Here is a 20,697-nt window from a genome sequence, read left to right on the forward strand (position 1 = left end):
CTTGCAATTAGCTGAGCTATTAAAAGACTGGCCGTGTAGTGTAACTGGAGGATCTATTCGCACAAATATTACAGGTGTTGAGGATTATGCTCAGGCAGTAAAACCCGGGGATATTTTCATTGTACGTAAGGGTAAGAAAACATCGGGAAGTCGTTTTGTAAAAGAAGCATTAGCTCGGGGTGCAGCCGCTATAGTATCAGAGGAAAGTATTTCACTACCTATTACTGATCAAAATATTCCTTTTGTTTGGGTTCCAAATACATCCCTATTTTTATCGTATGCGAGTGCAAAGCTTTCAGCGTTTCCGGCGGAAGCATTAACCGTCATTGCGATTACAGGTACAAATGGTAAAACAACAGTAAGTCATTTTGTGAGCCAATTGCTAAGAGCCCTACATAAAAACGTTGCAGTTATTGGAACTGTAGGATTTTTCATCAATGAACAGAAACAACAATCAGTGCATGAGCAATTAACGACATTACAGGCAAAAGAGTTACATCCAATTTTAAAGCAATGTGTACGAAATGGTGTTACACATGTTGTTTTAGAAGCTTCGTCAATGGGCTTACAGCAACATAGACTTGATCATTGTGATATCGATTGTGGTGTTTTTTTAAATTTAACAGAGGACCATTTAGAAGATCACGGAGGACTTGAGGCATATAAGCGTGCGAAAAAAAGGTTGGCAGATTTGTCGAAAAAGCTAGTGCTAAATGGGGATGATAATTTTTGCCGTTCCGTCGGTATTTATGATAAGAAAAAATCCTGCTCATTCGGTTTTGATAATCATAATGATTTACATATCCAAATTGTCAGTGAATCAATTGGAAAAACGGTACTTTGTTTACAAACGTCATCGAGCGAGCATATTGTGGAAATCCCTTTTATCGGTAAATATCATGTGCAAAATGCTGTAGCTGCGTTAATGACTTTATGGCGCCTAGGTTTTTCAATTGAAGATTTAGCGGAGCATATGTGGTTGCTAAGGCTACCTGAAGGAAGGCTTGAGAAAATAGACAATCCATTTGGGGTTGAGGTGTACGTAGATTACGCACATACTGCAGAGGCATTACAGGCTGTTTTGCAAACTTTGGATCGATCCAAAACCCTTTACCTTGTATTTAGCTGTGGGGGAAATCGAGATAAAGCGAAACGTTTTGCGATGGGAGCAGTAGCTAGTAAGTATGCGGATGTCATTTTTTTAACAACTGATAATCCACGTGATGAAGACCCTATTTTAATTAATGAAAGTATTATTGCTGGATTTACTGAGCAGCAATATTATGAAATCTATCTAGACCGAAAAGTTGCTATTCATCAAGCACTAACAAAGGCAGAAAAAGGCGATATTGTACTTGTTGCCGGAAAAGGGCATGAACAGACCCAACAAATAAAAAATCAAAAATTCCCTTTTTCCGATCAACAATGTATTCGAGATTACTTTTTAAATCTTATGTCTAAGGACGGCGTTGAATAACAAAGAAAGAACCAGTCGCAATAGCAAGTCTTCGTCCAGTCTCATCCTCGATATCACATTCCATCACAAGTGTCTGGCGCCCTTTATGTACGAAACGTCCACGAGCGATTAGTTCCTTGTTGGTTGTTGTAGCAATATAAGAGATATTCATATTTGTTGTGACAACATTAAAGCCTTCTGGCACCGAACGCGAAGCAAGTCCGCCCATTGCGGCATCTGCAATGGTTGCAATAATCCCACCGTGTGGTACCTTAATGGTATTATGGATAACGGGTGTAATGGGAATACGAACTTCACTAACTTCGGGTTCAAATTTGCCAACCATATGTAAGGCAGCATTAATATAACGTCGGTGAATACCTTGTTGTTTATCGCGAAGTCCAGACAATAAATGTAGTAATACTTCCTCATCTTCAGCTGTATTATGTTGTAAAATCTCTGCAAGTAATTGTTCTATTTGTTCTTTAGATGATGGTACCAATTTAAAAACTCCTTCATTTAAAAATATCATTAATGTAAAATTACCATAAAATCTGTTATGATGGGAAAGAGATTGGGGGAATTAAAAATGATGATAACCTCTGACTGGGCAATCATTTTGGATGAGGCCGATGCGCTTTGCGAGATGATTCTTTCCTCTGAGCCTGCGAAAGCGCTGCAACAAGCGTATGATGATGTGTATAGTGACGTCCAATTGGTGGAAGATATTTACGCATTTAATCGCATGAAAGAGCAGTACGAAGATGTACAACGTTTCGGAAAATACCATCCGGACTATCATACAATTATGAAATCGATTCGTCAGCAAAAGCGCGCACTCGATTTAAATGAAAAGGTTTCGGCTTTAAAAATTGCCGAGAACGATTTTCAAGATTTGCTTGACCAAATAAGCTTACTTATAGGAAAAACTGTTTCTGAAGCGGTAAAAGTTCCTGTAAGTAATCCGTTCTTTTCCTCAGGTTCTTCATGTGGTGGAGGATGTGGCTCAGGCGGTTCTTGCTCTTGCTCTGCATAAACAAGGTAATACTTTTTCTTAGACTGTATACAAAACTCGAGTGAGTTTGTATATAGTCTTTTTTAATTTCTTTCAGCAATTATTTTAGTAGCGAAAGCAAAGCGTCAGCTACAGAAGTCTCCCACCTGAATGCGGTTTTAAGCCACTTTTAAGCGGGTGTCCAAACATCATCCGCTGAATTATAGAAACTCAGTCTAAGAACGCCACGTCCTGTGGCAATTTATCTGTGCGAAAGCGAAGCGACAGCAACACGGTTTTAACTGTGCGAAAGCGAAGCGACAGCAACATGGTTTTATCTGTGCGAAAGCGAAGCGACAGCAACAACAACAACACACGACTGAGTGACCAACATCACGTTGGCACAAAGCCTCCGGACGCAATTATGCCGAGGCATAATTGGTTACTATGCTACTGTAGTGACAGCCATAAAACATCAGGATGTAATCATGGCAGAAAAATTGTATAGTAATTGAATAGGCAATATAGAAATTATAGGAGGATTAACAGATGAAGACTTATCGAATTGCCGTTGTACCAGGAGATGGGATTGGTAAAGAGGTTGTACCAGCGGCGATAGAAGTGCTGAATAAAGCCGCCCAATTAGATGGCAGCTTTCAATTTGAATGGACAACATTCCCATGGGGCTGTGATTATTATTTAGAGACAGGTAAAATGATGCCTGATAATGGTATTGAAATTTTAAAAGGTTATGATCAAATCTTTTTAGGCGCTGTAGGCATGCCTGATTTAGTACCAGATCACATTTCATTATGGGGGCTACTTATTAAAATCCGCCGCGAGATGAAGCAATCTATTAATGTGCGTCCGGCAAAGCTACTTCAAGGTTTGCCTTCACCTTTACGTAACCCAAATGGCTTTGATTTTGTAGTTGTACGTGAAAACTCAGAAGGAGAGTATGCTGAGAGTGGTGGCAGAATACATAGTGGACAGGATGAAGTTGCTATCCAAAATGCTATTTTTACGAGGAAGGGAACAGAGCGTGCAATGCGATATGCATTTGAAATGGCGAAAACTCGACACCAGCATGTTACAAGTGCCACAAAATCTAATGGAATTACATACAGTATGCCTTTTTGGGATGAAGTATTTGCGCAAGTAGGTAAAGATTATGAGGACATAGGACAAGTATCTAATCATATTGATGCTTTAGCTGCCTTTTTAGTGATGAAGCCAGAAAACTTTGATGTAATTGTTGCATCAAATTTATTTGGGGATATTTTAACTGACTTAGGTGGTGCAATTATGGGAAGTATCGGAATTGCTCCAGCTGCAAATTTAAATATAGAGCGACAATATCCATCTATGTTTGAACCAGTCCATGGCTCTGCTCCTGACATTGCAGGACAAGGGATAGCAAATCCGCTTGGACAAATTTGGACAGGTAAAATGATGCTTGATTTTTTAGGCTATCATGAGCTTGGTACAAAAGTGCTGAATGCAATGGAAGCAACATTGGCACAAGGTATTAAAACAGGTGATTTGGGAGGAACAGCGACATTACGTGATGTAACGGATGCGGTATTGCATCATTTACAATAAAGTGGAATTTTAAACAGTGGGGGTTTTCTTAGCCCTGCTGTTTATTAGTTTTCGCTGGGCGTTAATGCGGGATGAAATTCGCTGAAAAAATCTGAGGGGTGAAGGGCTAAATGATCAAATTCTTTGAGTATAACTGGCAAGTAAGAGACGAATGGTTTGAGTGGTGTAATCAGCTAAGTATAGAGGAATTGTTGCAGAAGCGAAGTGGTGGAGTAGGTAGTATTCTGTATACTCTGTTTCATATTATTGATGTTGAATATAGCTGGATTCGTGGCATAAAAGGTGAAAGAGACAGAATATTTGATTTTCGTGAATGTGAAAAGCTTGAAAAGATAAAAAATCTCTCAATTGAATTACGTGAGGAAATTATTGAATTTTTGAAGCATAATGCGAATGTTAGCGGTGAGATTGTAAAGGTTTCTTGGGATACAAATACTTATACAAAAAACGAAATTTTACACCATATTATTGCACATGAAATTCATCATATTGGGCAGCTTTCTGTGTGGGCGAGAGAATTAAATTTATCCCCAGTACCTGCTAATTTTATAGGTAGAAAATTTAATAAAATATAAAAACAAAAGGTAAGGGCTGTTAGAAAGTAGCCCTTACCAATCAATGTGTTAACCTAATTTAAAATGGAAGTTAAGCTTCATTCCATTTTCTTATTTTTGTAGTAATTCTACAGCAATATCAGGTCGATCTGTAACAATACCTTTTGCACCGTTGTGAATTAATTTATTCATTGTTGCTATGTCATTGATAGTCCAATAATGAACAGGGATATTTAAATTGCTTAAAAACTGGATAAACTTCGGAGAATCTAGAGTAATTACTCCTGATTTAGGTGGTATTTGGAATACATCTACCTTTGGATGATATAAATGTCCGAATTGACTTGAGAAAGAAGCGAATGCTTTACGAACATCTGATTCACCCGCACCGAGTGCTACTTGATTTTGCGCATATAAATTAAAGCGATCGATCTGTTCACCGTAAAAGCTTGTGACAACTACTCGATTCTCAGCACCAAGCTCTTCAATTAAACGCCATAGTTTAGAAGGCATTAAACTTCCTTCATACGTATCTGGTGCATCTTTAATATCAATATTTACTAACATATTTGGATAAGATTCTAGTAGTTCACGTAAAGTTACAACGTCTATTTTTTCATCTCGATAAGGAAATTCCCCATCCAAATCTTCAAATTGATAACCGTGGTTTAATGCATTTATTTCTGCTAAAGTCATGTCTGCAACAAGTCCATAGCCATCTGTTGTGCGATCAACAGTATCATCATGGAAAACGATAATTTCCTCATCTTTGGTTAAGCGAATATCTATTTCAAAGCCGTTAACACCTAACTGCACGGCATTTTCAAAAGCAGGCATTGTATGCTCAGGTGCTAAATGAGCACCGCCACGATGTGCGAGAATAATTGGGTGATCAAATTGTAATGCTTGTTTACCTTCTCGTTGTTGAGGTTTTGAAATAGCTTTACTACCTGCCCAAGCAGCTGCACTTGCCGCTGCGATTGCAAGCGCAATCTTTGTTTTCTTACCCATATTCGTCCTCCTTAACAATTAAAATAATATAAATAGTGAGCGAGAAGTTCTAACTTAAATTAGTATTCTAATAACTTGCATAAGTGAATGGTAAAACTCTTAGTCAACGTTGTATGCTTTTCCATTATAACGGAAAATTGAGCGTTCTGTCAGCTAAACTCTGTTGCTATCATTTTCCGGTCTATGGTATTCTTTTATATAAGAAATGAGGGGAATACTATGAACGAACGACAAGGACTAATCGTATACGTCCATCAATTAAAACATGCGAAGTCTCTTCGAAAATATGGTCATGTTCTTTATATTTCTCGGAGGCAAAAATATGTAGTGCTTTATTGCGAGCGAGAAGAAATTGAATCACTGACAACAAAACTACAACGCCTTCCATTCGTGAAAAACGTTGTAAAGTCTTATCGTCCATTTGTTAAAACTGAGTTTGAAAATGCAAAACCAGATAAAGCGAAAGAATATGACTATAAAGCAGGTCTATAATATTATGTCAACGCTGGAATATAGTGATGAAGTCTCATTATTCCAATTAAGTATTGATAAAATAGTTTTGGTTCCGAAAATATAGAAGAGTGCTTTATTTCTACAACAACCGCTTTTCTATCTAGTCGTTTAATACTTTCTTCAAATATTTTTTGTCGCTGTGAAGGCTGCTCTTCATTATAAGGGATGCCTTCTCGACAAATATAAATCGGCATGAATTTACTTTCACCGACTGGTTTTAAAGCGACTGCTAAAGAGGCAACCTTTTTTTCTTCTTTAGTGGATGTTAGTATAAAGGCTTGGTGGAAGCGATCTTGATTGGTTCTCACTATTTCAAGTAGCTCATAAACATCACCATAGCCCTCACCTAATTCTATAAATTGTTGTGGCATAAAAATTGCACATCCTTTCCAATACACATAGTATCATGCTGCGGGAGGTCAAGCACATGAAATTTGCAATGAGTTTTTTTTCCATTTTAGCACTAATCATTACCGGAACATTATTTTTTCAGTACCATGCTTATTCGTCTGATTTAGAAACAGGCAATGGCGAATTCCTTTTTTCACAAGAGATAGAAATTGTCTATCGAGAAAATAGCTTAGATATTCGTCAACATTTTAAAAATTTACCCAACCAAAAAGTGAAAATAAAGTGGCCGGAAGATGCAGTAAATCCTAGTTGCTTTATCGATAACGAAAAAAGCTGTGAGCGCTTATCAAAAGAAGTCTCCTATTTTAAAAAAGGAGAGACTAAATCACAATCTGTTTCATACATAATTCCGATTGAGGGTGGCTTAAAAGATAAAATGCTCATCCAAAATGTTTTCGCTACATTAACGAATGGTGAAGCATCTTATTCAGTAGTACATATTTCAACTGATAGTAAAATTGTTGGTCAGTGGATCACGGGATTGCCTTTAGTAGGTCAGCAAAAATTATCACTTGTTAACTATACAATGTTTAGTGGATATGGTACAGTTCGTGATATTTATTGGCAAAAGGGTAATTTAAAAGTACAAGAGCAAACCCCTGTGTTATCTATTTATGCCCAGGGAGCTATTTCGAAGGATTTCTTGAAATCATTGGAAAACGCCAAGTTTTTGAATGATCAACACGTTGCTATTATTCAAGAAAAGAATCCAGTAAAAGAACATGATGATCGACTCTTATTTTTGCCTGAGCTAACTGAACAAGCAGTTGAACAGGAAGTTATCATGTCACAAATAAAGTCACAATATAAGTTTGAAGATTCACCAACATGGTTGCCGGAAGTTGTGGCATCCTATTTAGTGAAGGATACGATTGGTTCAGATAAAGCAAAGAAAATCGTGAAGACGTTAAAAGAATATATGACAGCAAATCAAGAGTCGGCATGGCAGGAAGCTTTGGATAAGCTAGGTGAAGAGCAGATTTCCCCTGCATCAATGGACGATCTTTTATCAAAGGTATTAGATGCAAAAACGTCTTATTTTAAGTTGAATGCTGCCCAAGAAAATGGCACATATCCACTTTTATTTGAGGATGATCGAAATGTTTACGTTAATGACGCTTTGAGAGATGATGTTCAAGTGATTCTTAATGAAGGACAAGTTTTGTATACTGCTGATACATTGTTGCCATATCTAGGATATACTGTTGGCGAAGGTAAAAATGGATATTATATCAATAATGATAATCGCACCTTCCGATTCCCGAAAGAGCCTGGATTTTATGTATTTAATCAACGTAGATATTCTACTATTTCAGAACCAATCATTAAAATTGCCAATCATTATTATGTTGAAGAAGCTTGGCTACAACGATTATTTTTAGTAGAATTACAAAAAAGTGATGGTCGTATCAATATCAAGATGTTAACACAAGAACAAGAATAAATTTTTTGCAGCGGAGGTTCGTCTTTCGCTGCAAAAATACTTTTAACTTCTTTCAGCGGGTGCTAAACACCCGCTGACATAAAGGAACTCAGTCTAAGAACGCCACGTCCTGTGGCAATTTATCTGTGCGAAAGCGAAGCGACAGCAACAATGTTTTATCTGTGCGAAAGCGAAGCGACAGCAACAATGTTTTATCTGTGCGAAAGCGAAGCGACAGCAACAACAACAACAATAAACAATAACAATTACGCCAAGGCGAAATTGTTATATGCAATAAGAAAGTACGGTGATTTGCCTATGAGAGTTGTAGCAGGAGAACGTAAAGGGATGCCACTGAAGGCGATTGTGGGGAATACGACGAGACCTACAACTGATAAAGTTAAGGAATCCATATTTAATATTATTGGTCCATTCTTTGATGGAGGTATAGCGCTCGATTTATTTGCGGGGAGCGGTGGCTTAGGTATCGAATCTTTAAGTAGAGGAGCTGAGCACGCCGTTTTTATTGAAAAGGATGCAAAGGCGTTCCAAGTACTACAGGAAAACATAAAGAAATGTCGTTACGAGGATTGTTCTGAGCTATTTCGTATAGATGCGAAGCGTGCGGTGAAAGCGCTATTAAAACGTGATATTACGTTTAAATTAGCATTTTTAGACCCGCCGTATCATCACAAAGAATATTATGACTTAGTGCAGATTCTTGTCGACAATGATAAAATTCAACATGATGGTGCTATTTTATGTGAGCATGCAAAAGAAGTAGAATTACCACAGAGGTTTGGGGACTTTGTATTAAAAAGACAAGAAACATATGGCGGAACGATTATATCCGTTTATCTTCATTCTTTGGGTGTCCCAATACCCACTGAATAGAGAAACTCAGGCTAAGAACTTCACAACCAGTGAAAATGCCAGAGTGGCCAACATCTTGCTACCAAGGTGAAATGGATCGTTATGCAAAAGAAAGAGGGAGAATAGGTTGTCAGAGAAAATTGCTGTAGTTCCTGGAAGTTTTGATCCGGTGACATATGGTCACTTAGATATTATTAAACGGGCGGCAGATGTATTTGACACAGTTTATGTTGCTGTTTTAAATAATTCATCCAAGCAGCCGTTATTTTCAGTAGAAGAGCGTATGGCATTAATGGCTGAAGTGACTAAAACATTGCCTAATGTACGTATTGAAAGTTCATCGGGGCTATTAATAGACTATGCTAAGGAAAAAAAAGCAAAAGCGATTGTCCGTGGTTTACGAGCTGTTTCGGATTTTGAATACGAAATGCAAATTACTTCAATGAACCGTTTTCTTGATAAAAACATTGAAACGTTTTTCATCATGACAAAAAATCAATATTCATTCTTAAGCTCAAGCATTGTCAAAGAGGTTGCGAAATACGGTAGTGATGTCAGCGAGCTTGTTCCTGCTTGTGTTGTAGAAGCTTTGAAAGAAAAGTATGGTTTTTAACTTCTTTCATCGGGTGTCCAAACATCCGATGAAATAGAGGAACGCAGTCTAAGAACGCCACGTCCTGTGACAACGACTGAGTGACCAACATCACGTTGGCCCAAAGCCCCCGGCGGATGTCACGGAATCGGAAAGGAGTTCACAGAGGATGTTAGCCTAAAATCATCGCATCCATGCGATAACGGCTAACTGACCTGCATCGGTAAGAACGCCACGTCCTGTGGCATTACCGAAATGACCGACCTCGTGTCGGCCCTCGTGCAGGCCTAAGCACAATTTGATAAATAAACTAAAAAGAGAGGCTGGGACAAAACTTGTCAAAGTCTTAAAAAGCGCGAGAAATCAATTTTAGAAAAGTTGATTTTCTCGCGCTTTTCTAATGGGGTATTTTTAATTTTTCTATAAAAATATACTGTCAGAGGTGTCAATTCAGATGACCCTCCGGCAAAATGAGGGGGATTTCCGTTCCGACTGGGCGCTTTGTCGCTGACGCTTCGCTTTCGCGCAGATAAAACATTTGTCGCTGACGCTTCGCTTTCGCGCAGATAAAACATTTGTTGTTGCTGTCGCTACGCTTTCGCACAGATAAAACAATTGCTGTCGCTTCGCTTTCGCACAGAGCAAAGCTTCCTGGGGGCGTCCTATGAGCCGCTTCGCTTCGCTGCAGGGTCTCGGGCCAACAGATGTTTTTTGCGCGAAAGCGAAGCGGCAGCAGCACCGATGTTGGTCACGAAGGCGTTATCACAGGATGTGATGCTTTTAGCCTTCGTTCCTCTATCGCTGATCCCCGAGGAGTCGCCCAGTCTCCACTTCAATCAACTTATTCTTAAGGAGTATCTTTTAACAAATGTCATCCTAACTTTAGTGATGAAACAATAAAATGTCAGGTGAAACGAGTAAGTTTAAAACATTCTTTTTGTTTGACTTTGAATTCCTTTATTCTGTAGGAAGAAAATTATTGTCAATAAGAAGAAACTTCGACAAAGAAAAAGTATTGGGTATCATAATGCCATTTCCTTCATACTATGTTATAAATCAAGCCCTGAATGGAGGGAAGGCTATCAACATTTTAGATAAAGTGAAAAGCTATCGCGAAGAAGAAAATCGGCTAAAGTGGGAAGGTACATTTGCAGATTACTTAAACATCATCAAGGAAAGACCTGAAGTTGCTCAAACAGCCCATTCACGCGTCTACAATATGGTAAAAAATGCTGGTGTAGAGGAACGCGATGGGCAAAAAATGTATGAATTTTTTGGGCAAGAAATTTTTGGGCTTGAAACAGCAATTGAAAGACTGGTGGAGGAATATTTCCATCCAGCAGCACGAAGATTGGATGTTAGAAAACGTATTTTGTTATTAATGGGACCGGTAAGTGGTGGTAAATCAACAATAGTGACCTTGTTGAAGCGCGGACTTGAGCAATTTTCGCGAACAGATGAAGGCGCAGTTTTCGCAATTAAAGGATGTCCAATGCATGAAGATCCTCTACATTTAATTCCACATCATTTGCGTAATGAATTTTACGAGGAGTATGGTATACGAATTGAAGGAAGTTTATCGCCTTTAAATACGATGCGTCTTGAAAAAGAGTACGATGGACGCATTGAAAATGTGATGATTGAACGTATTACTTTTTCTGAAGACAAACGTGTGGGCATAGGTACATTTACGCCATCAGATCCAAAATCGCAAGATATTGCTGATTTAACAGGTAGTATCGATTTTTCAACAATTGGAGAATTTGGTTCAGAATCTGACCCTCGTGCATATCGTTTTGACGGTGAGCTAAATAAGGCAAACAGAGGTATGATGGAATTCCAGGAAATGTTAAAGCTTGATGAAAAATTCTTGTGGAATTTATTGTCTTTAACGCAGGAAGGTAATTTTAAAGCAGGTCGATTTGCATTAATTAGTGCAGATGAGTTAATTGTTGCGCATACAAACGAAACGGAGTATCGCTCATTTATTTCAAATAAAAAGAATGAAGCATTACATTCACGTATTATTGTGATGCCGATTCCGTATAACTTAAGAGTTAGTCAGGAAGAATTGATTTACGAAAAAATGATTAAAGAAAGCGATATGTCACATGTTCATATTGCGCCACATGCATTAAAGGCCGCAGCAATCTTTTCGGTTCTAACAAGACTGGAAGTACCGAAAAAACAAGGTGTGGATCTTATTAAAAAAATGCGACTGTACGACGGAGAAAATGTGGAGGGATTTAATTCCGTTGACTTAGAGGAGCTGAAAAAAGAGTTTCCTAATGAAGGCATGAACGGTATTGATCCACGGTATATTATTAATCGTATTTCTTCTGCTATTATCCGAAAAGAGGTACCATCTATTAATGCGTTAGATGTTCTGCGTGCACTAAAGGATGGGCTTGACCAGCATGCTTCAATTTCTCAGGAAGATCGAGAAAAATATATGAACTATATTGCAGTTGCTCGAAGAGAGTATGATGATATTGCCAAGAATGAAGTGCAAAAAGCTTTCGTGTATTCGTATGAAGAGTCTGCAAAAACATTGATGAATAATTATCTTGATAATGTAGAAGCATTTTGTAATAAAAACAAAATTTTCGATCCATTGACTGGTGAGGAAATGAATCCAGATGAAAAATTAATGCGCTCTATTGAGGAGCAAATTGGCATTTCGGAAAATGCGAAAAAAGCATTCCGTGAGGAGATACTCATTCGTATTTCTGCTTATGCTCGAAAAGGTAAGCGTTTTGACTATAATTCTCATGAAAGATTACGAGAAGCAATACAGAAGAAACTATTTGCAGATCTCAAGGATGTCGTGAAGATTACAACATCTTCAAAAATGCCGGATGAATCACAGCTGAAGAAGATTAATGAGGTTGTAGCGAGACTTGTTGATGAACATGGCTATAATCCAACATCTGCTAATGAATTATTGCAGTATGTAGGTAGTCTGTTAAATCGATAATGACTTTGACCTATTCAGTGGAAACTATAAGACTATTGATAGGAGTGAATAGGAGTGTCCATTTTAGGGCACTCCTTTTATCTTCATTCAGTGGGTGTCCAAACACTCGCCACGTCCTGTGGCAATTTATCTGTGCGACAGCTGCAAAGGTTTTCTGTTGCGAAAGCGAAGCGACAGCAACAAGGTTTTAACTGTGCGAAAGCGAAGCGACAGCAACAACAAGGTTTTAACTGTGCGAAAGCGAAGCGACAGCAACAACAAGGTTTTAACTGTGCGACAGCAACAACAACAATTATGCCAAGGCGAAATTGATCTTCATTCACTTATTGTTGCCATAGGTGAAGTAACCACGAAGTGTAATTGATTTCTCTAAAAAAGTTCAAGAAAGCGAATCACTAGCATAGTATAGAAAAAGCGAATTTGATAGATGGGTGAGGATAAAAATGACTGAAAACGAAAATAAACGTTTTGCCATTTCTCAGGAAAATTGGTCCCTCCATCGTAAAGGGCACCAGGACCAGCAACGGCATATGGAAAAAGTAAAAGATGCTATTAAGAATAATTTACCCGATTTAGTAAGTGAAGAAAGTATTGTCATGTCCAATGGTCGCGAGGTTATAAAAATCCCTATACGTTCACTTGATGAATATAAAATTCGATATAACTATGATAACTCCAAGCATGTTGGGCAGGGGCAAGGAGACAGTAATGTAGGTGATGTGGTTGCGCGTGATGCTAGTAAAGGCAATCAGGCTAATGGTAAAGGAAAAGAAGCTGGTGACAAGCCAGGCCATGATTATTATGAAGCTGAAGTAAGCATTGAAGAGGTTCAAAATGTGTTATTTAACGAGCTTGAGCTACCAAACCTGCAGCAGAAAGAAAAAGCGGATATTAAAACGGAAAAAATTGAGTTTAACGATATTCGGAAAAAAGGTTTAATGGGAAATGTCGATAAAAAGCGCACCATTCTTAATGCGTTAAAGCGTAATGCGATGAAAGGAAAACCAGAAATTACGCCGATTCATAATGATGATCTGCGTTTTAAAACGTGGGATGAAGTGGAAAAACCTGAATCGAAGGCAGTGGTTCTTGCCATGATGGATACAAGTGGCTCGATGGGCTCCTTCGAAAAATATTGCGCTAGGAGCTTCTTCTTTTGGATGACAAAATTTTTGCGCTCCAAGTATGAAACCGTGGAAATTGAGTTTATTGCGCATCATACAGAGGCAAAAGTAGTGACAGAGGAAGAATTTTTCACGAAGGGAGAAAGTGGTGGAACGATTTGTTCATCTGCCTATATAAAGGCATTGGAACTAATTCGGGAAAAGTATAATCCTTCTCGCTACAATATTTATCCAGTACATTTTTCAGATGGTGAAAATATATCAATGGATAATGAAAAGTGCTTGAAGCTAGTAGGGGAGTTAATGGAAGTATCGAGCATGTTTGGATATGGAGAAGTCAATCAGCATAACCGCTTTTCTACACTTATGTACACATATAAAAAAGTAGATGATCCTAAGTTTAGATATCATATTTTGAGAAAAAAAGGCGATGTGTACGATGCCTTAAAGAGCTTTTTCAAAAAAAGTGAAACTTAAACCATGTTCAAAGGAGGGGACTTAAAAAGTGGAGATGAAAGAGCTTGAACGAGCGATTGATGAAATTACAGAAATTGCCTCAAGCTTTGGCTTAGATTATTTTCCAATGCGCTATGAAATTTGTCCGGCAGATATTATTTATACATTTGGCGCATATGGTATGCCTACTCGATTTTCACATTGGAGCTTCGGTAAACAATTCCATAAAATGAAGCTTCAATATGATTTAGGGCTAAGTCAAATCTATGAGCTAGTGATTAACTCAAATCCATGTTATGCATTTTTACTTGATACAAATACGTTAACACAAAATAAATTAATTATTGCGCATGTATTGGCGCACTGTGATTTCTTTAAAAATAATGTACGCTTCTCCAATACTAGAAGAGATATGGTGGAGAGCATGACGGCAACAGCTGAAAGGATAGCTGGTTATGAAAGGGAATATGGAAAGGATGAGGTCGAGCAGTTTTTAGATGCGGTTTTAGCGATTCAGGAGCATATCGATCCATCTCTTTTACGACCAAAATTGGCTTGGAATACGGAGGATGAACTTGAAGAGGAGAATTATCAAGCAAAAACGCCATATGATGATCTATGGCGTTTAGATGATAAGGAAAAAGAGTATAAATCGGTAAGGCGAAAAATAAAGAACTTCCCCCCAAAGCCAGAAAAAGATTTACTGCTATTTTTAGAGGAGCATAGTCGAGAGCTCGAGGACTGGCAGCGAGATGTATTAACGATGATGCGTGAGGAAATGCTTTATTTTTGGCCACAATTAGAGACGAAAATTATGAATGAGGGCTGGGCTTCCTTTTGGCATCAACGTATTATGCGTGAGCTTAAGCTAACATCAGCGGAAACGATCGAATTTGCGAAGTTAAATGCAGGTGTTGTGCAGCCTTCAAAGACAACTATTAATCCTTATTACCTTGGTGTGAAAATATTTGAGGACATTGAAGAGCGTTATAATCATCCAACGGAAGAGATGAGAAAGCTAGGCGTACAACCGAACTCTGGGCGGGAGAAAATGTTTGAGGTTAGAGAGATAGAGTCGGATATATCCTTTATCCGCAACTATTTAACGAAGGATTTAGCAAAGCGAGAGGATCTTTATTTGTTCCAGAAAAAGGGCAATGAATACCGTATTACAGATAAGGATCATGAAATGGTACGTGATCAGCTCATATCGATGCGTGTAAACGGGGGATTCCCATATATCGTCGTTAAAAATGGAGATTACCTTCGCAACGGAGAGCTTTATTTAGTGCATGGCTTTGAGGGAATGGAGCTCGATCCGCACTATTTAGAGAACGTTTTGCCATATATTTATCAGCTATGGGGTCGTCCTGTTCATTTAGAAACCTATGTGGATGGGAAGCCAATGCTTTATTCATATGATGGTACAAAAAATTATAAACGGAATGTGTGAGGCGTGATTCCTTGGTGGATAATCAAAACAAAAACTTCTATCTGTTGGTATGAACTATTTTAACAGATAGAAGTTTTTTTGAGTATCAACTAAATCAGACGTATTGATTAGGAAAATATAGGTTTATTATTGGCTGATAAAAGGATTTTTTTGATATTTTGCTAATGTACGTCCATTTTTTCTGATTTGTAGCGTAGGGCTACTCGACTCCCGCGGGAAAGCGAGACAGACGAGACCCTGCACGGAGCGCAGCGGAGGAAGCGGCTCGACGCTCGCCCGCAGGAAGCCTTGCTCTGCGCGAAAGCGAAGCGTCAGCGACAATGTTTTCTGTAGCGAAAGCAAAGCGGCAGCTACAAATGTTTTCTGTAGTGAAAGCAAAGCGGCAGCTACAAAGCGAGTAGCCCGTAGCGGAAATCAGAGCCTTCTAATTAATTAGAGTGGATAAAAATGGTTAATAAACACACTTGCAACTAAAATTTTATTATTCGTTTTTATCTTCATCTAACAATGGAGAGGACTCATTTTCATCTTCACTACTTTCACTATGATTCGAAGATGAATGGATATCGCTGTCGATTACTAAGCTGTCCCTTACTTTAATTCCTTGTTGTCCACCAGCTTCATCATTATTGTCACCAGCAATACCGCTTCTGCCATTTCCATCGGCGAATTGGGAGTTTACATTTCTAGTACTGCCGTTTATTGCGTTTTGACCTCCTTGGTTGGCATTAGTACCTACATCTTTATTTATTTGTCCGCCACCTTCAGCCCTTTGTTCAAAATGGATATCAGTATTGCCAATATTAAAAGTTAAATGGATAGTAATATGATTTCTAGATGGATCCTTTGAACGTTCATTATCAGGTTTATAGTCAGACATAGTTTTCACCTCCTTTTTTCAGCATTATTATTAAGTTATTAATTTTTCTCAAGCTTACTTGTTCATGTAGCCCTAAGTTGATAAATAATGTGAGGGGATGGAGACTGAAAAACTGTTCCTTATCGTAAAATTTGTTAAAATGAATAGGATTTGAATATATGAAGAACTGGAACGGTGAATCGACGTTGAGAACATTTAAAAAGGTTTATATAGAAATAACGAGCGTCTGTAATTTAGCATGTAGCTTTTGTCCTCCAACTGCTCGTGCAAAGGGACTTATTAAAGTAGAACAATTTAATAAAATATTGGATGAAATACGTCCTCATACGAAATATATTTATTTACATGTAAAAGGAGAGCCACTTTTACACCCTCGTATTGATCAGTTGCTTGACGCAGCACATGAGAAAGGTTTTAAAGTTAATATTACAACGAACGGTACACTGATTAAAAAGAATCGTGAAAAGATATTAGGGAAACCAGCCTTACGCCAAATCAATTTTTCATTGCATAGTTTCGACGGTCATGAGGGATCGGAAAATCGTGAGAAATACTTAGGGGATATATTAGACTTTGTGCGTGATTCAAAAGATTATAATACGATTATTTCATATCGTTTATGGAATTTACAAAGGGATCAAGTATCGGATATTGCGGCACGAAGAAATCGTGAAACGCTCGAAATTCTAGAAAATGAATATAATCTTGATTATCGCATCGAAGAAAAAGTGCAACCAGGTAAAGGTGTAAAGATTGCTAATAATATTTATATAAATCAGGATCATGAATTCAAGTGGCCAAGTTTACTGGAGCCTGAGGATGAAGGAAAAGGCTTTTGCCATGCACTTCGAAGTCAAGCCGCTATTTTAGTGGATGGTACAGTAGTGCCGTGCTGTCTTGATGGTGAGGGCGTCATTAATTTGGGGAATGTGAACGAGAAATCCTTCACAGACATTGTTCAAGGTGAACGTGCAAATAATATTGTCGACGGATTTTCACGTAGGGAAGCAGTCGAAGAGCTATGTAGAAAATGTGGCTATCGTCAAAAGTTTGGGATGTAATAATCAGATCCATTTGGTTGTAGACTAAATGGATTTTTTTATATGGGGAATTTCCCTATATTAGAGAATGGGTGATTCCTCATCAAAAAATGGGGGCACTTGTTCAGACATCTGCGTTGATTGACAAGCAAAGGTGAGCGAAGCGGCTCATCGAATGCTCTACACATTAAGCCGTGTATCCAGAACTTTCTTGTTAAAAATAGCTCCAACGTTATTGACCATTGGAGCTATTTTTCTTTGATTGTGAATCTATAGTATTTAAAAAATCCTTCGTAATGCGTACTACGTATTTCACCTCGTCTAAATTGCGCTCCCTTAATACTGAACGATGTATATCAAGCATAATGTTCTTTTCTTCAATATCAGTAACACCAGATAATTTTTGAAAATTAAAAAGCTCCTCAGGTGCAATATCTAAAGCTTTCATCAGCGTTTCTAAAGTGCTTAATGTAATATTAGATTGCCCGTGTTCAATGTTTGAGATTCGTCCTTTACTAAAACCTAGTTTCCCCGTTTTTTCTGCTACTTCTTCCTGACTAAGCCCCTTGGAAACCCTAATAATGCGGAGTTGTTCGCCTACTAGCTTTAAAAAGTCTGACATATGATTCACCTCTATGTAAAAAGCTAGTGAAAAACATTAAAAATGCCTATACCATTATAGTGGTATAATAGAGATAATGTTACATTAAAATGGTACAATGATTGGTAGTAAGTTTTTATTGAGAAAAAAGACTTATGAAAAATAGTGTTGATGATTCCAGTAGCTTGTTTTAGGGTATAACTAATTAAGTTAAGGATTGGAGGATTCAGGCATGGTAAAGCGTTATCGATTAGATGAGGTTGCTATAATAAAAGAGGGGGAAATAGTACCGTGGGAAAAGTATTTTACGAACGTCGGAGTACCCCTAATTACAGCAGAAGATTTAAAAAAGTTAATGCTAAATGGTGATATTGAACAATTACCAAAAGTTAATATTACATTTAAAAAACATTTTGAGTGTGCACCAGTACCAGCTAAAACCATCATTCTTACTAAAGCTAACTTGAAGGACAAAAATAAATATATTTATCAATGTGAAACTGAAATATGGATTGCAAACGATATCGTCGCGATTATTCCAAATGAAACAATTATTTTAAGTGATTATTTATTTCACTTTCTTAGATGGCATGAAATGAATAATGAATGGCATCATTTGTACCATATACCGATTGATATTCCGATGATAGATATCCAATACAAAATGGTGCGAATTTTAAATACGATTCAGCTTTTATTAAAAAATAAAGAGCCGTTGCTGACAGTAGTAGAGGGGCTACCACAGCATTTTGATAATTTTTCGCTGCAAATAGAAAATCACTCAAAAAGTTTACATCATGGGTTTCATCAGGCTCAGAATCTATACGATGATATGCTACATAAAATTTTTAAGGGTGAGCTTAAATAAAATTGCACAATCCATAAACAGTTCTTCATCCTCGCTGGAATCAGATAAAATAAATTTAGTCGGTGTAAAGGTTAAAACCTTTCACACCGACTTTTTTAAATTTCGATAATTATAGGTAAAATCATTGGTTTTCTTTTTGTTTGTGAAAATAGATACTGACCGACAGCCCTTTTGATTTCTCTTTTTAAGACATGTATTTGTTGCTTACTTTCTTCCTGAAGCTCATTTACCGTTTCTTTAACGAGAATATTTACTTTCTTTAAAAGCTCCTCAAAGTCTTTGGCATAAACAAAGCCTCGTGAAATTGTATCTGGTTCTGAAATAAAGGTTCCATCTACTTTATTAAGTGTTATAACGATAACAAGCATTCCGTCTTCAGATAGCTGTTTACGATCTCGTAAAACAATTCCTTCGACTTCCCCGATACCGATACCGTCGACATACGTATCACCGGAAGGAATTTTACGTGTTTGCCTAGCCATTGCATTTTCAATATCAACAACATCCCCGTTTTTCATAATAAACGTATGTCCTCTTTTGACACCAACGGACTCGGCTAACAAACGATGCTGATGTAACATACGGAATTCACCATGAATCGGAATGAAGAATTGGGGCTTCATTAGCGTCAGCATTAGTTTTAAATCTTCCTGGTAGCCATGACCTGAAACGTGCATACCTGTATGACTAGCCGAGCCATAAATAACCTTCGCACCTAGCTGGAACAAATTATCGACGATCCGTGAAACACCCTTTTCATTCCCGGGAATAGGGGATGAAGCTAAAATAACTGTGTCATCAGGTAAAATTTTCACTTCGCGATGATTGCCGCTTGCTAAGCGAGAAAGTGCAGCTAATGGCTCTCCTTGACTACCCGTACATAGTACAACAACTTCTTCAGGAGGGAGATATTTCACCTCACGCGCGTCAATTAACAAATCCTCTGGAACGTCTAAATAGCCTCGCTCTAGTGCAACATCGACAACATTCACCATACTACGGCCAAGTAATGCAAGTTTTCGATTTGTAGTAATCGTTGCATCTACAATTTGCTGTATGCGATTAACATTTGAAGCGAAAGTAGAGATAACGATTTTACGCTCAGCATGTAAAAATGCATCTTCAATATGATTACCGACAAGCTTCTCTGAAGGAGTTAAACCAGGTCGTTCGGCATTCGTACTTTCAGAGATCAGTACTAGTACGCCATCTGATCCTATATCAGCCATCTTATGAATATCAGCAAACTGATTATTAACAGGCGTTAAATCAAATTTAAAATCACCAGTGTGTACTACATTTCCTTCAGGTGTATTCATAACGATGCCTAGGCAATCAGGTATACTATGGTTTGTTCTAAAGAAACTAACATCAACTTGACCGAAATTTAAAGATGAATCGGAATGAATTTCTATTAATTCTGTCTCTCTTAAAAGCTTATGTTCTTTCAGCTTTAGCTGGATTAACCCAAGAGTAAAACGTGTCGCATAAATAGGGACATTTATTTTTTTTAGCAAATAAGGGATACCGCCAATATGATCCTCATGACCATGTGTCACAATTAATGCTTTTATTTTCCCTCTATTTTCCAATAGGTACGTAATATCAGGGATAATTAAATCGATACCTAATAAGCTTTCGTCTGGAAATTTAGCGCCACAGTCAATAATTAAAATATCATTTCCATACTGTACTACATACATATTTTTGCCAATCTCATTAATGCCACCTAAGGCGAAAATCGATAATGTATTGTCTTTTGTGGACAAGTATATCCCCTCCTAATTTTTCAGGTACTCTGGATGTGATTGGTTTCGTTACTTCAGCATTATGTAGTATAGCTTTAAGCGTTTCATCCTATACGAAAAA

The 20,697-nt window shown here is 37.8% G+C and carries 23 protein-coding genes; 16 read left to right on the top strand and 7 right to left on the bottom strand.

Going from position 1 to position 20,697, the window contains the following annotated elements; genetic code table 11:
* The first annotated feature begins 1 nt into the window (after position 1).
* On the top strand, positions 2-1,477 hold the full coding sequence (locus tag ACFCYJ_RS07845; protein WP_376072973.1) for a UDP-N-acetylmuramoyl-L-alanyl-D-glutamate--2,6-diaminopimelate ligase: 1,476 nt from the start codon (positions 2-4) through the stop codon (positions 1,475-1,477).
* On the opposite strand, the gene ACFCYJ_RS07850 is transcribed toward ACFCYJ_RS07845, so the two are convergent.
* Positions 1,458-1,958 (bottom strand): PaaI family thioesterase, encoded by a 501-nt coding sequence (locus ACFCYJ_RS07850; RefSeq protein ID WP_376072976.1) that lies wholly within the window; start codon positions 1,956-1,958, stop codon positions 1,458-1,460. The two genes, ACFCYJ_RS07845 and ACFCYJ_RS07850, sit on opposite strands and share 20 nt — an antisense overlap.
* A gap of 87 nt (positions 1,959-2,045) precedes the next feature.
* On the opposite strand from ACFCYJ_RS07850, the gene ACFCYJ_RS07855 reads away from it, so the two are divergent.
* The 4 genes from ACFCYJ_RS07855 (at position 2,046) to ACFCYJ_RS07870 (ending at position 4,627) form a co-directional block, all read left to right on the top strand.
* The gene (locus ACFCYJ_RS07855) at positions 2,046-2,492 is read left to right on the top strand and encodes a YlbF/YmcA family competence regulator (RefSeq protein ID WP_376072979.1); all 447 of its coding nucleotides are present in this window, start codon (positions 2,046-2,048) and stop codon (positions 2,490-2,492) included.
* A 226-nt stretch (positions 2,493-2,718) separates the two neighbouring features.
* The gene (locus ACFCYJ_RS07860; protein WP_376072982.1) at positions 2,719-2,958 is read left to right on the top strand and encodes a hypothetical protein; all 240 of its coding nucleotides are present in this window, start codon (positions 2,719-2,721) and stop codon (positions 2,956-2,958) included.
* Positions 2,959-2,999: 41 nt separating this feature from the next.
* Positions 3,000-4,052: a tartrate dehydrogenase gene (locus tag ACFCYJ_RS07865; protein WP_376072985.1), complete on the top strand. Its 1,053-nt coding sequence runs from the start codon at positions 3,000-3,002 to the stop codon at positions 4,050-4,052.
* Positions 4,053-4,162: 110 nt separating this feature from the next.
* Positions 4,163-4,627: a DinB family protein gene (locus ACFCYJ_RS07870; RefSeq protein ID WP_376072988.1), complete on the top strand. Its 465-nt coding sequence runs from the start codon at positions 4,163-4,165 to the stop codon at positions 4,625-4,627.
* Positions 4,628-4,717: 90 nt separating this feature from the next.
* On the opposite strand, the gene ACFCYJ_RS07875 is transcribed toward ACFCYJ_RS07870, so the two are convergent.
* Positions 4,718-5,617 carry a glycerophosphodiester phosphodiesterase family protein gene (locus ACFCYJ_RS07875; RefSeq protein WP_376072991.1) on the bottom strand — a complete coding sequence of 300 codons (900 nt, stop codon included), beginning with the start codon at positions 5,615-5,617 and terminating at the stop codon, positions 4,718-4,720.
* A 219-nt stretch (positions 5,618-5,836) separates the two neighbouring features.
* Here ACFCYJ_RS07875 and ACFCYJ_RS07880 point away from each other — a divergent pair, with 219 nt between their 5' ends.
* Positions 5,837-6,109, top strand: coding sequence for a YlbG family protein (locus tag ACFCYJ_RS07880; RefSeq protein ID WP_376072994.1), 273 nt, complete (start codon positions 5,837-5,839; stop codon positions 6,107-6,109).
* Between the two features lie 2 nt (positions 6,110-6,111).
* On the opposite strand, the gene ACFCYJ_RS07885 is transcribed toward ACFCYJ_RS07880, so the two are convergent.
* A complete protein-coding gene (locus tag ACFCYJ_RS07885; RefSeq protein ID WP_376072997.1) occupies positions 6,112-6,501 on the bottom strand; it encodes a DUF7147 family protein in 390 nt (129 codons plus the stop codon).
* A gap of 56 nt (positions 6,502-6,557) precedes the next feature.
* On the opposite strand from ACFCYJ_RS07885, the gene ACFCYJ_RS07890 reads away from it, so the two are divergent.
* The 3 genes from ACFCYJ_RS07890 (at position 6,558) to coaD (ending at position 9,450) form a co-directional block, all read left to right on the top strand.
* On the top strand, positions 6,558-7,985 hold the full coding sequence (locus tag ACFCYJ_RS07890) for an RNA polymerase II (protein ID WP_376073000.1): 1,428 nt from the start codon (positions 6,558-6,560) through the stop codon (positions 7,983-7,985).
* 297 nt (positions 7,986-8,282) lie between these two features.
* A complete protein-coding gene (rsmD, locus tag ACFCYJ_RS07895) occupies positions 8,283-8,858 on the top strand; it encodes a 16S rRNA (guanine(966)-N(2))-methyltransferase RsmD (protein ID WP_376073198.1) in 576 nt (191 codons plus the stop codon).
* A 106-nt stretch (positions 8,859-8,964) separates the two neighbouring features.
* A complete protein-coding gene (gene coaD / locus ACFCYJ_RS07900) occupies positions 8,965-9,450 on the top strand; it encodes a pantetheine-phosphate adenylyltransferase (protein ID WP_376073003.1) in 486 nt (161 codons plus the stop codon).
* 424 nt (positions 9,451-9,874) lie between these two features.
* Here coaD and ACFCYJ_RS07905 read toward each other — a convergent pair whose 3' ends face one another.
* Complete coding sequence (locus ACFCYJ_RS07905; RefSeq protein WP_376073006.1) at positions 9,875-10,033, bottom strand: hypothetical protein; 159 nt, start codon at positions 10,031-10,033, stop codon at positions 9,875-9,877.
* Between the two features lie 107 nt (positions 10,034-10,140).
* Between ACFCYJ_RS07905 and ACFCYJ_RS07910 the strand changes: the two genes are divergently transcribed.
* The 5 genes from ACFCYJ_RS07910 to ACFCYJ_RS07930 all read left to right on the top strand — a co-directional run bounded on the left by ACFCYJ_RS07910 (position 10,141) and on the right by ACFCYJ_RS07930 (position 15,439).
* Positions 10,141-10,329, top strand: a complete 189-nt coding sequence (locus ACFCYJ_RS07910) for a hypothetical protein (RefSeq protein ID WP_376073009.1) — start codon at positions 10,141-10,143, stop codon at positions 10,327-10,329.
* A gap of 181 nt (positions 10,330-10,510) precedes the next feature.
* Entirely contained in the window at positions 10,511-12,406 is a 1,896-nt protein-coding gene (locus tag ACFCYJ_RS07915; protein ID WP_376073201.1) for a PrkA family serine protein kinase, read from the top strand.
* Between the two features lie 54 nt (positions 12,407-12,460).
* Entirely contained in the window at positions 12,461-12,718 is a 258-nt protein-coding gene (locus ACFCYJ_RS07920; protein WP_376073011.1) for a hypothetical protein, read from the top strand.
* A gap of 131 nt (positions 12,719-12,849) precedes the next feature.
* The gene (yhbH, locus tag ACFCYJ_RS07925) at positions 12,850-14,007 is read left to right on the top strand and encodes a sporulation protein YhbH (RefSeq protein ID WP_376073014.1); all 1,158 of its coding nucleotides are present in this window, start codon (positions 12,850-12,852) and stop codon (positions 14,005-14,007) included.
* A gap of 34 nt (positions 14,008-14,041) precedes the next feature.
* Positions 14,042-15,439: a SpoVR family protein gene (locus tag ACFCYJ_RS07930; protein ID WP_376073204.1), complete on the top strand. Its 1,398-nt coding sequence runs from the start codon at positions 14,042-14,044 to the stop codon at positions 15,437-15,439.
* A 481-nt stretch (positions 15,440-15,920) separates the two neighbouring features.
* Here the strand turns inward: ACFCYJ_RS07930 and ACFCYJ_RS07935 are convergent, their stop codons facing one another.
* The gene (locus tag ACFCYJ_RS07935) at positions 15,921-16,319 is read right to left on the bottom strand and encodes a hypothetical protein (RefSeq protein WP_376073017.1); all 399 of its coding nucleotides are present in this window, start codon (positions 16,317-16,319) and stop codon (positions 15,921-15,923) included.
* A gap of 185 nt (positions 16,320-16,504) precedes the next feature.
* Here ACFCYJ_RS07935 and ACFCYJ_RS07940 point away from each other — a divergent pair, with 185 nt between their 5' ends.
* The gene (locus ACFCYJ_RS07940; RefSeq protein WP_376073206.1) at positions 16,505-17,380 is read left to right on the top strand and encodes a radical SAM/SPASM domain-containing protein; all 876 of its coding nucleotides are present in this window, start codon (positions 16,505-16,507) and stop codon (positions 17,378-17,380) included.
* Positions 17,381-17,591: 211 nt separating this feature from the next.
* Here ACFCYJ_RS07940 and ACFCYJ_RS07945 read toward each other — a convergent pair whose 3' ends face one another.
* Positions 17,592-17,981, bottom strand: coding sequence for a helix-turn-helix domain-containing protein (locus tag ACFCYJ_RS07945; RefSeq protein WP_323650837.1), 390 nt, complete (start codon positions 17,979-17,981; stop codon positions 17,592-17,594).
* Between the two features lie 211 nt (positions 17,982-18,192).
* On the opposite strand from ACFCYJ_RS07945, the gene ACFCYJ_RS07950 reads away from it, so the two are divergent.
* Positions 18,193-18,828 (top strand): restriction endonuclease subunit S, encoded by a 636-nt coding sequence (locus ACFCYJ_RS07950; RefSeq protein ID WP_376073020.1) that lies wholly within the window; start codon positions 18,193-18,195, stop codon positions 18,826-18,828.
* Positions 18,829-18,923: 95 nt separating this feature from the next.
* On the opposite strand, the gene ACFCYJ_RS07955 is transcribed toward ACFCYJ_RS07950, so the two are convergent.
* On the bottom strand, positions 18,924-20,597 hold the full coding sequence (locus ACFCYJ_RS07955) for a ribonuclease J (protein WP_376073023.1): 1,674 nt from the start codon (positions 20,595-20,597) through the stop codon (positions 18,924-18,926).
* Between the last annotated feature and the right edge of the window lie 100 nt (positions 20,598-20,697).

It is taken from the genome of Lysinibacillus sp. NPDC056232, assembly GCF_042267565.1.
Lineage (GTDB): Bacteria > Bacillota > Bacilli > Bacillales_A > Planococcaceae > Lysinibacillus.